This window comes from Aeromicrobium sp. A1-2 (assembly GCF_003443875.1).
Lineage (GTDB): Bacteria > Actinomycetota > Actinomycetes > Propionibacteriales > Nocardioidaceae > Aeromicrobium.
In genome coordinates this window covers 2,618,826-2,634,034 of the sequence record NZ_CP027482.1, presented here as the reverse complement: position 1 = coordinate 2,634,034, position 15,209 = coordinate 2,618,826, and the positions used below count along the sequence as shown (strand labels likewise).

Below are 15,209 nucleotides of genomic sequence, written 5' to 3'. Positions count from 1 at the left end.
GACGTGAACGGAACAAGGCGAGCACGGCGTGGGGGATCAAACCGGTCGCGGGTTCTTGACGTGCGGATCGCGACTGGCGGTGAGCTCGCGCAGGAAGTTGGAGGCCCACAGCTCGATGTCGTTCTCCATGACCTGCTTGCGCATCGCCTTCATGCGCCGTGCATTCTCCCGCGGGCTGGCGTTGATGGCCTCGAGCATCTTGCTCTTCATACCGTTGATGTCGTGCGGGTTGACCTGATAGGCCGACTTGAGCTCCGAGGCCGCACCGGCGAACTCGCTCAGCACCAGTGCACCCCGGTCGTCGTATCGGCAGGCGACGTACTCCTTGGCGACCAGGTTCATGCCATCGCGCAGTGGCGTCACCACCATGACGTCGGCGGCACGGTAGAGAGCGGCCATCTCGGCGCGTGGATAGGAGGCGTGCAGATAGGTCACGGGCTGCTGGCCGATGCGGGCGACGTCGCCGTTGATGCGGCCCACGAGGCGGTTGATGTCATCGCGCAGGATCTTGTACTGGTCGACCCGTTCACGGGACGGGGTCGCGACCTGCACGAACACGGCGTCGTCGACGTGCAAGGAGCCTTCACCGATGAGCTCGCCGAAGGCGCGCAGGCGCTGACGCAGCCCCTTGGTGTAGTCGAGCCGGTCGATGCCCAGCAGGATCGTCTTGGGATTGCCGAGGCTCTCCCGGATCTCCGCAGCCCTGGCGATCACCTCGGGTGTTCGGGCGAGCTCCTCGAAGCCAGCGGCGTCGATCGAGATGGGATACGCCTGTGCCAGCACGGTGCGTCCGTCGGGGAGATAGATCATGTCGCGGTGCGTCTTGTGGCCGACCCGTTGCCGAACGAGCCGGACGAAGTTCTGCGAGGCTCCTGGCATCTGGAAACCGACCAGGTCGGCGCCGAGCAGGCCTTCGAGGATCTGGCGGCGCCAGGGCAGCTGCTGGAACAGCTCGGCCGGCGGGAACGGGATGTGCAGGAAGAAGCCGATGCGCAGGTCGGGCCGCAGCTCGCGCAGCATGCTCGGCACGAGCTGGAGCTGGTAGTCCTGCACCCACACGACGGCATCCGGCTTGGCGACCTGGGCTGCTCGCTCGGCGAAGCGGCGGTTGACGCGGACGTAGGAGTCCCACCACTCGCGGTGGAACTCAGGCGGCGCCACGACATCGTGGTAGAGCGGCCAGAGAGTCGAGTTGGAGAAGCCCTCGTAGTACTCGGCGACCTCCTGCTCGCTGAGGGGCACCGGGACCAGGTGCAGTCCGTTGTGGACGAAGGGCTTGAGCTTTTCGTCGGCGGCACCGTGCCAGCCGATCCACGCGCCGCCGTTGCGACGCATGACCGGCTCGAGGGCCGTGACGAGCCCACCGGGGGAGGTCCGCCACATCGTGCTGCCGTCCGGAGCGGTCACTCGGTCCACGGGCAGGCGGTTGGCGATCACGACGAAGTCTGCGGTGCCGACGGCCATGACCGCAGCCTAGCCCGATGTGGGGAGCGTCACCGCTCGTCGACCCCGATCTGGTTCAGGATCTCGTCGATCTGCGCCATGATCGACACGGTTTCGTCGAGCGGGAGCAGCGAGGACTCGGTCGCGCCGGCTCGCAGGCAGGCCGCGACCTCGGCGATCTCGTGGGCGTAGCCCCGACCCGTGACGGGCTCGCGGATCGTGTCGGTACGCCCGTCGTGGATGTGGTGGACCTCGGTCGGGTGGTGGAATCGTCCCGGGATCTCGACGATCCCCAGGTCGCCAGCGATAGAGGCGCGGTTGTCGCTCTGGGCGACCTGCGTCCACGCGATGCTCGCAACCGCGCCACTCGCGTACGTCAGGGTGGCCCCGCCGTTGACGTCGATGCCGAGGTCGGACCGGACCCCCGCCGCGGCGATGGCTGTCGGCTCGCCGAGGACCAGGTGCGCGAACGTCAGCGGGTAGATGCCGATGTCGAGCAGCGCGCTCGCACCGAGGGCGGGGTCCCAGAGCCGGGTTGTGGTGGGCGGGGCGACGAAGCCGAGCTCGGCCCGGACCTGGCCGATCTCGCCCAGGGCGCCGTCGGCGGCCAGCCCGGCGGCGCGGCGGATGTTGGGATTCGTGCGCATCCACATCGCCTCGGCGAAGAACAGCCCACGACGGCGGGCCTCGTCGACCAGCGTGCCGGCGTCCGCCGCGTTCAGCGCGACCGCCTTCTCGCACAGCACGGCCTTGCCGGCCTCGAAGCAGGCCATGACGTCCTCAAGGTGCCTGCTGTGCGGCGTTGCGACGTAGATGACATCGACGTCGGGATCCTCGGCCAGCGCAGCGTAGGAAGCGTGTGACCTGGCTGCGCCGAACCGCTCGGCGAACTCGCTCGCAGACTCGCGGCTGCGCGATCCCACCGCCGTCAGCTCGTTGCCGTCGGCCAGCGCCAGATCGGTCGCGAAGGACTCGGCAATGTGTCCAGTGGCCAGGATGCCCCAGCGAATGGGTCGATCTGCTGCAAATTCAGTTGCCATGACTTCATCATGGCAAATGACACATGTGTAGTTCGTGTTCTAGGATCAGGGCATGAGCGCCGTGGAGAAGTCGAACGCCGGAAGTCCGGCCGCCGTCGAGACGCTGTCTGATCGCGATCGCGAGATCCTGGCCCTCGAGCGCCTGTGGTGGCAGTACGCCGGCGCCAAGGAGCAGGCGATCCGCGACAAGTTCGACATGTCGGCGACCCGCTACTACCAGGTGCTCAACGCGTTGATCGATCGTGAGGATGCCCTCGCCTTCGATCCGTTGCTGGTCAAGCGCCTTCGTCGATTGCGAGCCCAACGCCAGCGCAGCCGCTCGGCCAGGCGTCTCGGCATCGACCTCTGAAGGTCCAGATGGATCATCGCCGGACCCCGAGCCGCAAGGCGTACGTGCCCGCCAGCTGGTTCATCGTCCTGACCGTGCTGCTGTGCGTCGGAGCGGCAGGCTGGCTCGGTTGGCTGCTTGTCGACCAGGACGAGGACTCGACGAGCGCCGACCCCGCGCCGATTGCCACGACAGCGACGACCCCTGTGCCGACAGCCACCGAGACTGCCTCGGCCGCGCCAGCGACGACCCCGGCACCTGCTGAGACCACCGAACCCGTGATCGACCGCACGGCGCCGGTGTCGGTGCTCAACAACACCACGATCGGCGGTCTCGCCGACACATTCGCCGTCACGGTGCGCAAGGCCGGCTGGAATGTCGTCGGGATCGGCAACTGGCGAGGCGCGATCTCCAGCAACACGGTCTACTACCCGCCGGCACTCGCCGAGCAGGGGCGGCGGCTCGGCGATGACGTCGGCATCGACCGGATCCTGCCGAGCGTGTCGCCGATGCGGACGGACCGCTTGACGGTCATCTTGTCCGGCCCGCAACAATAGGAAGATGTCCGGAACCACCCGCGCCGCTGTGATCTCCGATCCCCGCGGCACCCTGCTCGCTCTGGACTTTGACGGCACTCTGGCCCACATCGTCGACGATCCGACCCAGGCCTACGCCCATGCGAGCTCGGTCGCTGCTCTCGCGCACCTCGGCCGGGTGCTGGGACAGGTTGCGATCGTCACGGGTCGCCCTGTGCGGCAGGCGCTGGAGCTCGGCGGATTCGTCGGGGTCGAGGGCCTGGAGCGGCTCATCATCTGCGGGCAGTACGGCGCCGAGCGGTGGGACGCGGCGACCGGGGTCACGATCGAGCCCGAGCGTTCCGAGGCGATCATCCGCCTCGCCGAGACGCTGCCGGACTGGCTGGAGCAGCGAGGAGCGCACCACGTGCGTATCGAGGACAAGGGCCTCGCGATCGCGGTACACACCCGCGGCATCGACCCTGAGGTGCTCCACGATCTCGCCGAGCCGCTCGCGGAGCTGGCCGCCGGACTCGGCCTGGCGGTGGAGCCCGGCCGTCAGGTCATCGAGCTGCGGGCGCCAGGCACCGACAAGGGGGACGTCGTCCGCGCGTTGGTCGCCGAGGTCGGCGCCCGCCAGGTCATCTTCGCCGGCGACGACCTCGGCGACCTGCCCGCCTTCGACGCGGTCGATGACCTGCGTGGGTCCGGCGTCCGGGGGCTCCTGATCTGCTCGGCCTCGAACGAGCAGGATGCCCTCGTGGCCCGGGCAGACGTGGTCCTCGACGGACCGGATGCAGTGGCGGGCTGGCTCGAAGAGCTGGCCGATGAGATCTGAGTCGGTTCCGGTGCTGCCGCACACGCCCTGGACTCGGGTGCGGACGGTGCTCAACTGGCTCAACCTCAGCACGCCGCTCGGGCTGCTGATCGCGCGGATCGGCGGTGCGACGATCGTTGGCCGCGGCCGTGGAACGTACCTCGCCACGGGCTATCGCTACGGTTTCCCGGTCGCCGGCGCGTTCACGATCGGCAGCGTCATCACCAGCAAGCACGATGTCGACCACCTACGCGACCGGCCCGCGCTGCTGCGACACGAGGACCGGCACTGCACCCAGTACGCCTTCGTCCTCGGGGTCGCGATGCTCCCGCTGTACTTCCTGTGTGTCGGGATCTCGTACGCGATCGCGGGAGATCACTCGTCGTACAACCCGTTCGAGCGGCTGGCCAACCTCGCGGACGGCGACTATCCGCCTCCGGCGACGCGATTCTCCCGCCACCACTGACGCGGCCCTTGGCCGTCCAATGAGACGGGCCCGTCCAACATGTGGACAGAGTGGACACATCGTGAGACGCGTCCTACATTGGAGTCACTCATCACGAGGGGTAGAGGGATACGGCCCTACGACACCCCAGCAACCAGTCGGTCAGCGACCAGGTGCTCAATCCGTCCCGGGCGACAGCCGATCCGGGAAAGATGACCTGGAGGATCGCGTGACCGTCACTGCTCAAGAAGTCGCACCGACAACCACCCGCCCCGCGATTCGCGAAGGCGCCTTCGGCAATGCCGTTGAGCTCGTCTGCCGCGAGTGCGGCACGACCAAGGAGCTCGGCCCGCACTACGTGTGTCACGAGTGCTTCGGGCCACTTGAGATCCGCTATGACTTTCCGGTCATCACCCGGGAGCAGATCGAAGCCGGGCCGAGCAACATCTGGCGCTACAAGGCGCTCCTCCCCGCCCCCGACGACATCGAGCTCAGCCCGAACCTCGAGCCCGGCTACACCCGGCTGCTGCGTGCGGACAACCTGGCCGCAGAGCTGGGTCTGGCAAAGCTCTGGGTCAAGGACGACAGCACCAACCCGACCAACTCGTTCAAGGACCGCGTCGTTGCGTGTGCGCTGAGTGCTGCGCGTGAGTTCGGAAGCACGGTCTTCGCGTGTCCGTCGACCGGCAACCTGGCCAATGCGGTCGCTGCCGCTGGCGCGCGCGCGGGGATCAGGACCGTGGTGTTCATCCCCAGCGACCTCGAGACCCCGAAGCAGATCAACTCCGCGGTCTACACCGAGAACCTCGTGGCGGTCGACGGCAACTACGACGATGTCAACAAGCTCGCCAGCGAGATCGCGGGCGAGGAGGAAGGCTGGGCCTTCGTCAACGTCAACGTCCGTCCGTTCTATGCCGAGGGCTCCAAGACGCTCGGGTACGAGATCGCCGAGCAGCTCGGCTGGCGCCTGCCCGACCAGATCGTCATCCCGGTCGCATCGGGCTCTCAGCTCACCAAGGTCCACAAGGCGTTCCAGGAGCTCATCTCCCTCGGCCTGGTCGATGACAAGCCCTATCGCGTGTTCGGTGCCCAGGCCACCGGCTGCTCGCCGGTCTCCGAGGCGTTCCGCGAGGGATGGGACGTGGTCCGGCCGACCCGGCCCGACACGATCGCCAAGTCGCTCGCGATCGGCAATCCGGCCGATGGCGTGTACGTCCTGGACATCTGCCGCGAGACCGGTGGGGCCATCGCGGACATCTCTGACGACGAGGTGCGCGAGGCGATCGTGCTGCTCGCCCGCACCGAGGGGATCTTCACCGAGACGGCCGGCGGCACCACGGTCGGCGTGCTGAAGAAGCTGGTCCAGACCGGGCTGCTCGACCCCGAGCTCGAGACCGTCGTCATCAACACCGGACACGGCCTCAAGACCCTCGACGCGGTCACCGGCCTGGTGGGCCCGGCAGCAACCATCGCCCCCACGTACGAGGCCTTCGTCGCCTCCGGCATCGTCTGATCCCCAGAACATCTCAAGGAGCACCGTGAGCATCAACGTCCGAATCCCCACGATCCTGCGCACCTACACGGGCGACCAGTCACAGGTCGCCGCCGACGGTGGCACGCTGGCCGAGGTCCTCGACTCGCTGGAGGGCAGCTTCCCCGGCATCAAGGCACGAGTCGTCGACGAGCAGGGCAAGCTGCGCCGTTTCGTCAACATCTATGTGGCCGAGGAGGACGTGCGCTTCGCGCAGGGACTCGACACCGCTACGCCGGCCGGAACCCAGGTCTCCATCATCCCGGCCGTGGCCGGTGGGTGCTGAGCCTGGGTGACGCGGTGGCCGGGCTTGCCCGGCCGTGGCCGGTGGGTGCTGAGCCTGGGTGACGCGGTGGCCGGGCTTGCCCGGCCGTGGCCGGGGGGTGCTGAGCCTGGGTGACGCGGTGGCCGGGCTTGCCCGGCCGTGGCCGGTGGGTGCGCAGCCTTGTAGGCTCTGCGAATGAGCCCCTCGGCAGGTGGGGTTCGTCGGGTAACAGGTGGGAGTGGCGGCATGGTGCAAGGCACCGTCAAGTGGTTCAACGCTGATAAGGGCTACGGCTTCATCGAGGTCGAGGGCCAGGACGACGTCTTCGTCCACTGGTCCAAGATCGCGTCAGACGGCTACAAGACTCTCGAGGACGGCCAGAAGGTCGAGTTCGAGGTGGTCGACGGGCCCAAGGGTCGCGAGGCTCACGAGGTCATCGCGCACTGAGTCCAATGAAAGAACCCGGTCCGGGGGGACCGGGTTCTTTCATGTCTGGCGACCCCACCAGGTATATGACACTTGCCATGTCACATCGACACTGACATACTCCCGGTATGTTCATCTCCGCGTCCGACCCCGCCACTGCCCCAGTCGGTGGTGCAGAGCTCGGCCAGGTCATCGGTCTGTCCATCGCCGCCACGCTCGTCACGGGCGTGCTGCTCGTGATCGCATGGGCGCACCGCACCCACCGCATCGAGTGGTTCGACCGGCTCGGCAGCGCGCTGGGCCGCCGCACGGGGGAGCCCGGCTGGTCCACGATCCCGACGGTGTTCGTCGCGAGCTCGTTGATCGTCGCGCTGCTGGGCTTCATGTGGGACGTCAGCCTGCACGCCGGACGTGGCCGGGACGCTGGCCCGCTGGCCAACCCGGCCCACTACCTGATCCTGTACGGCCTGTTCGCGCTGTTCATCGCGGGCATGTCGGCGGTCGTCTATCCGCGTGACGGCGAGAAGCCCGGCATCGCCTCGGTGCGCATCACCCGGCACTGGTACGCCCCCGTCAGCGGCATCTTCATCGCCGCCTGCGGACTGTACGCCCTGATCGGCTTCCCGCTCGACGACGTCTGGCACCGCCTCTTCGGCCAGGACGTCACGCTGTGGGGACCGACGCACCTGATGCTGATCGGTGGTGCCGGACTATCGACGGCGGGCATCATCTTGCTCAATCGTGAGGCCGAGATCGCGATGCGGCTGAAGGGTCGGGAGGTCCCGGTCTGGTTGCGCACCGTGATGGTCTCGACGGCCTTCGGCTCGCTGCTGATCGGGCTGTCGGTCTTCCAGGCCGAGTTCGACTTCGGCATCGCGCAGTTCCGCCTGGTGTTCGCCCCGATGATGATCGCCGCTGCGGCGGGCCTGACCCTCGTCGCCGCGCGGTTGTACGTCGGTCCCGGCGCCGCGATCGCCGCTGTTGTGTTCTTCCTGCTGATGCGCGGGATCATCTCCTTCGTCGTCACCGACGTCATGGGCCAGGCCCACCACGTCTTCCCGCTCTACCTCGGCAGCGCAGTGCTGATCGAGCTGCTGGCCCTGTCGAGGCTGAAGGACAAGCCGCTGTGGTTCGGTGCCGTCGGCGGTCTGCTGATCGCGAGCGTCGGTGGCGTCATCGAGAAGCTCTGGAACGACGAGGTCTTCCAGTTCCCGTGGCCGCGCGACATCTGGGCCGAGGGCCTGGCGATGTCCGTGCCCGTCGGAATCGCCGCAGGCCTGTGCGGCGCGCTGTTCGCACTGGGACTGCAGGGTCGCCCGCCGGCCAAGAACGTCGGCCGGGTCATCGTGACCGCCTCGGTGCTCGTGACCGCGCTCGCCGTCGCGAACGGGCTGCACGCGACGGTCCCCAGCAACGCCTCGGCCGACTTCGCGCTGACCCAGGTTGGCACCGCAGCGAACCCCGAGGTCACCGCCAAGCTCACGGTCACTCCGGCCGACCTGGTCGACGACAACCCCACCTGGGTCCAGATCACCGCATGGCAGGGCGGCGGCGCAGGCGTCGTGACCGATCGTCTCCGACGTACCGGCCAGAACACCTGGGAGTCGACCAAGCCGGTCCCCGTAGGCGGCAACTGGAAGACGCTGCTGCGCGTGCAGGACGGCCGGACGCTCGCGGCCGTGCCGATCTTCCTGCCCGCCGACGCGCCGCTTGACGTCGGCGAGGTCCCGGCCTCGGCGACCTTCACGCGGGAATTCGTGCCCGAGATCGACATCCTGCAGCGGGAGCGCAACGGTGACGGCCCGGCCTGGATGTGGGGCGTGGCCAACATGGTCGTCCTGCTCTGCAGCCTGGGGATCGTCCTGGGCATCTCGGTGGCCGTCTCGCGGGTTGCTCGCAAGATCGAGGAGTATGAAGCCGCTGAGTCCGAACAGACCCCTACGCTGACGTCATGACGCCGGCCGGAGACCAGCTCCTCGCGCACCACGCGGCACTTCTGGCGATTCCGGCCCTGGTGCCGGCGGTCGTCGTCGTGGGTGTCGTGCTCTACATCGCGCGCAAGGACCGCAGGGAAGAACAAGCCGAGCGCGATCTCATCGACCGCGCCTTCGACACCGAGGAGAACGAGTGAAGATCGTGTCAGCCCTGTGCGCCTGCGTCCTGCTGCTTGCAGGATGTGGTGGCTCGAGCTCCGCCGACGAGGCGCCGGCGGAAGACGGTTCGACGTCGACCGCGGCGCCGACCTCCACAAGTCCGTCGCCGGCCCCGACCGATGCCGGAGTGACAGTCGACATCGTGCTGAAGGGCGGTGCCGTCACGCCACAGGGCAAGCGGATCGACGTCCGGGTGGGTCAAAAGGTCACGCTCCACGTCACGAGTGACGCCGACGAGGAGCTCCACGTCCACTCCGACCCGGAACACGAGTTCGAGGTGTCCGCCGGCGACGACGAGTCGTTCTCGTTCACGATCGACACCCCGGGACAGGTTGCGGTCGAGGCCCACCACCTCGACGTCACGATCGTGCAGCTCGTCGTTCGTCCGTGATCCACACTCACGGCCTCGGCGGGTCGACCGACCTGCCGATCCCCTTCCTCTACGCGATGGTCGGCGCCTCATGGGCGCTGACCATCTCGTTCGCGGTGCTGGCCCTGGCGTGGAAGGAACCGAAGTTCGCCGGTGAACCGGCGCCTCGCGAAGCTCCACCGCGTCGGCGGTGGCTCGCGATCGTGGGGCTGCTGCTGACCGGTTGGGCCATGGTGGCGCTCTTCGCGGGACCGTCGGACTCGGGCAACGGCGGGGTCGGCGCGCTCTACATCTTCGTGTGGGTCGGGCTGGTCCCGTTGGCGCTCGTCGCCGGTCACATCTGGCGCGGCCTGTCCCCGTGGCGGAGCCTGACCGGTCGGTGGCCTGGGCTGTGGGCCTATCCCGAGCGACTCGGCTACTGGCCCGCGGTCGCCGGACTGTTCGCGTTCGTGTGGCTCGAGCTCGCCTCGCCCGACCCCGGCAGCATCGCCGCGGTGCGTGCCTGGGTTGCCTGCTACGTCGCCATGATGCTCCTGGGTGGTGTGGCGTTCGGTCAGCGCTGGTTCGACCGGGCCGACCCGTTCGACGTCTACAGCGCGATCATCGCCAAGCTGTCGCCGTTCGTACGGGACGGTCGCTGGGTCCTCCACAACCCGCTGCGAAGTCTGCCGTCGATCCCGGTCGAGCCTGGTCTCGTCGCGGTGCTTGCGACGCTGCTGGGCTCGACGGCGTACGACAGCTTTTCGGCGTCGTCGTTCTGGCAGAGCAGGACGCTGGCAACCTGGCAGCACACCGTGACCCTGCTGGCCTTCTGCGTCGTGGTCGCTGCGCTGTTCGTCCTCGCCGGACGGGCGACGGGAGGCGTCAGCGGGCGGGAGCGGCGAGCGCTGCCGGGCCGGCTTGCGCACTCCCTGGTGCCGATCGTCGTGGGCTACGTCTTCGCCCACTACCTGACCTACCTGATGGAGAAGGGGCAGACCGCGTTCTTCGCGTTGCTCGACCCGCTCGGCCGCGGGTGGGCGCCGTTGGGTGACCCGGCGACGGCATACGTCCTGTCCGAGCACACCTCGATGCTCGCCGCGCTCAAGGTGACCTTCGTGGTCGTCGGCCACGTCCTCGCCGTCATCGCCGCGCACGACCGGGCTCTGGCCCTGTTGCCGAAGGAGCACCGGCTCAGCGGGCAGCTGGCCATGCTGGTCCTGATGGTCGCCTACACGTTCACGGGCCTGTTCCTCCTCTTCTCCGTCTGAGTCCGCCAGATGTGGGCACTTTCGGGCGTTTCGGACCTCTGGAAGTCACGACAAGTGCCCACATCTTGTCGGGATGGCGTACGCAATGGGACCGATTCCGTCCACCTGATTGCGCGACGTTGATTAGCACTCGTATGATGAGAGTGCTAAGACAGCAGATCAGACCGATGAGGTTGTGGGCTGCGGCGAGAAGGGTTCGCCACACGCCGCAGCCGTCCGTCGCGGGCATCGCCTGATCACCCACTCGACAACCAAGTCGGAGAAAAGTACTTATGGCAAAAACCATTGCTTTCAACGAGGAAGCCCGTCGCGGCCTCGAGCGCGGAATGAACCAGCTCGCTGACGCCGTGAAGGTCACGCTCGGCCCCAAGGGTCGCAACGTCGTCCTGGAGAAGAAGTGGGGAGCCCCCACGATCACCAACGACGGTGTCAGCATCGCCAAGGAGATCGAGCTCGAGGATCCCTACGAGAAGATCGGCGCCGAGCTCGTCAAGGAGGTCGCCAAGAAGACCGACGACGTCGCTGGTGACGGCACCACGACCGCCACGGTCCTCGCTCAGGCCCTCGTCCGCGAAGGCCTGCGCAACGTCGCGGCCGGCGCCAACCCGATGGGCCTCAAGAAGGGCATCGAGGCCGCCGTCGAGGCCATCAGCGCTCAGCTGCTCGGCATGGCCAAGGACGTCGAGACCAAGGAGCAGATTGCTTCGACCGCCTCGATCTCCGCTGCTGACACCACGGTCGGCGAGATCATCGCCGAGGCCATGGACAAGGTCGGCAAGGAAGGCGTCATCACGGTCGAGGAGTCGAACACGTTCGGCATCGACCTTGAGCTCACCGAGGGTATGCGCTTCGACAAGGGTCACCTGTCGGGCTACTTCGTGACCGACGCCGAGCGCCAGGAGACGGTGCTGGAGGATCCCTACATCCTCATCGTCAACTCCAAGATCAGCTCCGTGAAGGACATGGTCCCCGTCCTGGAGAAGGTCATGGCCGCCGGCAAGCCGTTGGTCATCATCGCCGAGGACGTCGACGGCGAGGCTCTGGCCACGCTGGTCGTCAACAAGATGCGCGGCACCTTCAAGTCCGTCGCCATCAAGGCGCCCGGCTTCGGCGACCGTCGTAAGGCCATGCTGGCCGACATCGCGATCCTCACGGGTGGCGAGGTCATCAGCGAGGAAGTCGGACTCAGCCTGGAGACCGCTGACCTGACACTGCTCGGCACGGCTCGCAAGGTCGTCACGACCAAGGACGAGACCACGATCGTCGAGGGCGGCGGTTCGGACGAGCAGATCCAGGGTCGCGTCAAGCAGATCAAGGCCGAGATCGAGAACAGCGACTCCGACTACGATCGTGAGAAGCTCCAGGAGCGTCTCGCGAAGCTCGCCGGTGGCGTCGCCGTCATCAAGGTCGGCGCAGCGACCGAGGTCGAGCTCAAGGAGCGCAAGCACCGCATCGAGGACGCCGTCCGCAACGCCAAGGCGGCCGTCGAAGAGGGCATCGTCGCCGGTGGTGGCGTCGCACTCGTGCAGGCTGCTGCTGCGGTCTTCGAGAAGCTCGAGCTCACGGGTGACGAGGCGACGGGTGCCAACATCGTGCGCGTCGCAGCTTCGGCCCCGCTGAAGCAGATCGCGATCAACGCTGGTCTCGAAGGTGGAGTCGTCGCCGAGAAGGTCGCCAACCTCCCGGAGGGCCACGGACTCAACGCGGCCACCGGCGAGTACGTCGACCTGATCGCGGCGGGCATCATCGACCCGGCCAAGGTCACGCGCTCGGCGCTGCAGAACGCAGCTTCGATCGCGGCACTGTTCCTCACCACCGAGGCCGTCGTCGCCGACAAGCCTGAGCCTGCTCAGGCCGGCGGAGGCGCCCCGGACATGGGTGACATGGGCGGCATGGGGTTCTAGTCACCCCGCGTTGACGAGGCAACTCGCCAGCAGACCCAGCGAAGGCCCCCACCGTGTGAACGGGCGGGGGCCTTCGTGATTCGCCGGGCGACCGCGACACTGGTGGCGTGACTCAGGTGACGGGACTGCTCCTCGCGGCCGGTGCGGGTACACGGATGGGTCAGCCCAAGGCTCTCGTGGAAGGCGCTGGCGGTGTGCCGTGGGTGGTGTCCGCGGCCCGGATGCTGGCGGCGGGGGGCTGCGACCGCGTGGTCGTGGTGATCGGCGCGGCGGCGGACCTGGTCGAGACCGCCCTCGAGTCAGAGCCCGTCTGGGTGGTCCGGGCGACCGACTGGGCCGATGGCATGTCCGCGTCGCTGGCGGCAGGCCTGCGCGCCATCGACGACGATGAGGCGGTTGCCGCCCTCGTGCACCTGGTGGATCTGCCTGACGTCGACGCCCGGGTGGTCCGCCGACTGCTCGCGGTCGCCTCGTCCGAGGTGCTGGCCCGGGCGGACTACGGGCAGGGTCACGGGCATCCCGTCCTGATCGGTCGAGCACACTGGCCGGCTGTCGCAGCGTCCGTCACGGGTGACCAGGGCGCCCGTGCCTACCTCGAACAGCATGGCCCTGTCGTGGTCGACTGTCGGGACCTCGGGACCGGCGCGGACGTCGATCATCGCCGACCTATCATCGGCTCATGATGACTGGGCGCCGCTTCCGTGCGTGAGGTCTTGGGGCAGCTGCTGGGTTCGTGGCGGCGTGGCGAGGTCGTGGCGCTGGCGACCGTCATCCACACCGAGCAGTCAGCGCCCCGGCCCGCGGGTGCGTCGATGGTGGTGCTCGCCGACGGCACGGTGGACGGGTCGGTCTCGGGAGGATGTGTCGAGGGCGCCGTCTACGACCTCGCGCAGACCGTGATCACGCGGAGTCGGCCCGCGCTCGAGCGGTTCGGATACAGCGACGAGCAGGCTTTCGCGGTGGGGCTCACGTGCGGAGGGACCATCGAGGTCTTCGTCGAGCCGGTGTCAGCCACGACTCATCCCGAGCTCGGACGGATCGCCGCGGACGTCGAGGCCGGGCGGCCGGTTGCCGTCGCGACGGTCGTGGAGCATCCGGCCGATGAGTGGATCGGGCGACGGATCGTCGTGCGCCCGGACTCGGTGGTCGGCAGCCTCGGGCTGGAACGGGCTGATGCTGCCGTGATCGACGATGCCCGTGGGCTGCTCGACGTCGGCACGACCGGCACACTCACGTACGGCCCGGAGGGCCAGCGCATGGAGACCGGCATGCGAGTGTTCGTCGCGAGCCTGCGGGAACGACCCCGCATGATCGTGTTCGGGGCGATCGACTTCGCGGCTGCCGTCGCGGACCAGGGCGCACTGCTCGGCTACCACGTCACGGTGTGTGACGCTCGGGGCGTGTTCGCGACAGCGGCCAGGTTCCCGGGTGCCGATGACGTCGTCGTGGCGTGGCCACACGTCTACCTCGCGGAGCAGGCTGCCGGTGGTCGCGTCGATCGGCGCACCGTGATCTGCGTCCTGACCCACGATCCCAAGTTCGACGTGCCGGTGCTGGACGTGGCGCTGCGACTGGGCGGCGACCACCGGCCGGCGTTCGTCGGCGCGATGGGATCGCGGCGCACGCATGTCGAACGGCTCGACCGGCTCCGCGAGGCGGGGCTCAGCGAGGAGCAGCTGTCGGTGCTGGCCAGCCCGATCGGTCTCGATCTGGGTGGGCGCACACCCGCCGAGACCGCCGTGTCGATCATGGCGGAGATCATCGCACGACGCTGGGGCGGCAGCGCCCAACCGCTGTCGCGCTCCGCGGGGGGGGTCCACCACGAGCACAACCCCGGGCCGCGCTAGGGGGCGCCGATGTGCGTCCGCACGTCCAGCAGCTCGGGGAAGAACGTGAGCTCCAAGGCCTTCTGCAGGAAGCTGACGCCCGACGAGCCGCCGGTCCCACGCTTGAAGCCGATGATCCGCTCGACGGTCTTGAGGTGTCGGAACCGCCACAGCTGAAAGCTGCCCTCGACGTCGACGAGCTCCTCGGACATCTCGTAGGCGGCCCAGTAGGTGTCGGGATCGGCGTAGATCCGGCGCAGCACCTCGATCACCCCGGGATCAGCGGTGTACGGCTGCGTGACATCTCGCTCCAGCACCGAGGCCGGCACCTCGTGGCCGTGCCGCGCCAGATAGCGGAGAAACTCGTCGTACAGGCTGGGTGCCTCGAGATCGGCCTGCAGAGCGGATCGCAGGATCTCGTCGTGGGCGAACACCGCGATCATCTGCGGGTTCTTGTTGCCGAGCAGGAATTCGACGGTGCGGTACTGCGGGGACTGGAAGCCCGAGGCCTTGCCGAGCGAGTCGCGGAACTGCGCGTATTCGATCGGCGTCAACGTCTCGAGCACGGCCCACTGCTCGAACATCTGCCGTTGGATCGCCTTGACCCGGGCCAGCCGCTTCAGCGCCGGCGGCAGGTCGTCGGCGGCGATCAGGGCAATCGCCGAGCGCAGCTCGTGGGTCAGCTGCTTGAGCCACAGCTCGGTGACCTGGTGCTGGACGATGAAGAGCATCTCGTCGTGGTGGTCCGACACGGGTTGCTGCGCCGAGAGAAGCTCCGCCAGGTGCAAATAGCTCGCATACGTCATCTCGCCACGCAGGTCGGTCGCGACCCCGTCCTCGATCGGTCTGAATGACTCAGTCATGTGTGCACGGTATGCCGTGGCGGCGTCATGGTC

17 protein-coding genes and 1 riboswitch are annotated in these 15,209 nt (G+C 68.0%); of the genes, 14 read left to right on the top strand and 3 right to left on the bottom strand.

Going from position 1 to position 15,209, the window contains the following annotated elements:
- Nucleotides 1-36: 36 nt before the first annotated feature.
- Both C6I20_RS12835 and C6I20_RS12830 read right to left on the bottom strand, forming a co-directional pair.
- On the bottom strand, nucleotides 37-1,464 hold the full coding sequence (locus tag C6I20_RS12835; protein ID WP_118396446.1) for a trehalose-6-phosphate synthase: 1,428 nt from the start codon (nucleotides 1,462-1,464) through the stop codon (nucleotides 37-39).
- Between the two features lie 29 nt (nucleotides 1,465-1,493).
- A complete protein-coding gene (locus C6I20_RS12830) occupies nucleotides 1,494-2,483 on the bottom strand; it encodes a Gfo/Idh/MocA family protein (protein WP_118396444.1) in 990 nt (329 codons plus the stop codon).
- Nucleotides 2,484-2,535: 52 nt separating this feature from the next.
- On the opposite strand from C6I20_RS12830, the gene C6I20_RS12825 reads away from it, so the two are divergent.
- The 14 genes from C6I20_RS12825 (at nucleotide 2,536) to C6I20_RS12760 (ending at nucleotide 14,334) form a co-directional block, all read left to right on the top strand.
- Nucleotides 2,536-2,832: a DUF3263 domain-containing protein gene (locus tag C6I20_RS12825; protein ID WP_118396442.1), complete on the top strand. Its 297-nt coding sequence runs from the start codon at nucleotides 2,536-2,538 to the stop codon at nucleotides 2,830-2,832.
- 8 nt (nucleotides 2,833-2,840) lie between these two features.
- Entirely contained in the window at nucleotides 2,841-3,368 is a 528-nt protein-coding gene (locus C6I20_RS12820; protein WP_118396440.1) for a LytR C-terminal domain-containing protein, read from the top strand.
- Nucleotides 3,369-3,372: 4 nt separating this feature from the next.
- Nucleotides 3,373-4,164, top strand: coding sequence for a trehalose-phosphatase (gene otsB, locus C6I20_RS12815; protein WP_118396438.1), 792 nt, complete (start codon nucleotides 3,373-3,375; stop codon nucleotides 4,162-4,164).
- Nucleotides 4,154-4,609 (top strand): hypothetical protein, encoded by a 456-nt coding sequence (locus C6I20_RS12810; protein ID WP_118396436.1) that lies wholly within the window; start codon nucleotides 4,154-4,156, stop codon nucleotides 4,607-4,609. The genes otsB and C6I20_RS12810 overlap by 11 nt, the downstream gene beginning before the upstream one ends.
- A gap of 85 nt (nucleotides 4,610-4,694) precedes the next feature.
- A riboswitch (SAM riboswitch) is annotated at nucleotides 4,695-4,807 on the top strand.
- A gap of 58 nt (nucleotides 4,808-4,865) precedes the next feature.
- Nucleotides 4,866-6,101: a threonine synthase gene (gene thrC / locus C6I20_RS12805; protein ID WP_305765022.1), complete on the top strand. Its 1,236-nt coding sequence runs from the start codon at nucleotides 4,866-4,868 to the stop codon at nucleotides 6,099-6,101.
- Between the two features lie 25 nt (nucleotides 6,102-6,126).
- Nucleotides 6,127-6,405 (top strand): MoaD/ThiS family protein, encoded by a 279-nt coding sequence (locus tag C6I20_RS12800; protein ID WP_118396432.1) that lies wholly within the window; start codon nucleotides 6,127-6,129, stop codon nucleotides 6,403-6,405.
- A 225-nt stretch (nucleotides 6,406-6,630) separates the two neighbouring features.
- Nucleotides 6,631-6,831, top strand: a complete 201-nt coding sequence (locus tag C6I20_RS12795; RefSeq protein ID WP_118396430.1) for a cold-shock protein — start codon at nucleotides 6,631-6,633, stop codon at nucleotides 6,829-6,831.
- 107 nt (nucleotides 6,832-6,938) lie between these two features.
- Nucleotides 6,939-8,765 (top strand): hypothetical protein, encoded by a 1,827-nt coding sequence (locus C6I20_RS12790; protein ID WP_118396428.1) that lies wholly within the window; start codon nucleotides 6,939-6,941, stop codon nucleotides 8,763-8,765.
- On the top strand, nucleotides 8,762-8,941 hold the full coding sequence (locus C6I20_RS12785) for a hypothetical protein (protein WP_118396426.1): 180 nt from the start codon (nucleotides 8,762-8,764) through the stop codon (nucleotides 8,939-8,941). The genes C6I20_RS12790 and C6I20_RS12785 overlap by 4 nt, the downstream gene beginning before the upstream one ends.
- Nucleotides 8,938-9,354, top strand: a complete 417-nt coding sequence (locus C6I20_RS12780; RefSeq protein ID WP_118396424.1) for a hypothetical protein — start codon at nucleotides 8,938-8,940, stop codon at nucleotides 9,352-9,354. The genes C6I20_RS12785 and C6I20_RS12780 overlap by 4 nt, the downstream gene beginning before the upstream one ends.
- Nucleotides 9,351-10,583, top strand: coding sequence for a hypothetical protein (locus C6I20_RS12775; protein ID WP_118396422.1), 1,233 nt, complete (start codon nucleotides 9,351-9,353; stop codon nucleotides 10,581-10,583). The genes C6I20_RS12780 and C6I20_RS12775 overlap by 4 nt, the downstream gene beginning before the upstream one ends.
- A gap of 272 nt (nucleotides 10,584-10,855) precedes the next feature.
- Nucleotides 10,856-12,487, top strand: a complete 1,632-nt coding sequence (gene groL / locus C6I20_RS12770) for a chaperonin GroEL (protein WP_118396420.1) — start codon at nucleotides 10,856-10,858, stop codon at nucleotides 12,485-12,487.
- A 107-nt stretch (nucleotides 12,488-12,594) separates the two neighbouring features.
- Entirely contained in the window at nucleotides 12,595-13,170 is a 576-nt protein-coding gene (locus C6I20_RS12765) for an NTP transferase domain-containing protein (RefSeq protein WP_118396418.1), read from the top strand.
- A gap of 18 nt (nucleotides 13,171-13,188) precedes the next feature.
- Nucleotides 13,189-14,334 (top strand): XdhC/CoxI family protein, encoded by a 1,146-nt coding sequence (locus C6I20_RS12760; protein ID WP_118396416.1) that lies wholly within the window; start codon nucleotides 13,189-13,191, stop codon nucleotides 14,332-14,334.
- Here the strand turns inward: C6I20_RS12760 and C6I20_RS12755 are convergent.
- Nucleotides 14,331-15,176, bottom strand: coding sequence for a tryptophan 2,3-dioxygenase (locus C6I20_RS12755; RefSeq protein WP_118396414.1), 846 nt, complete (start codon nucleotides 15,174-15,176; stop codon nucleotides 14,331-14,333). The genes C6I20_RS12760 and C6I20_RS12755 overlap by 4 nt on opposite strands.
- Nucleotides 15,177-15,209 lie beyond the last annotated feature (33 nt).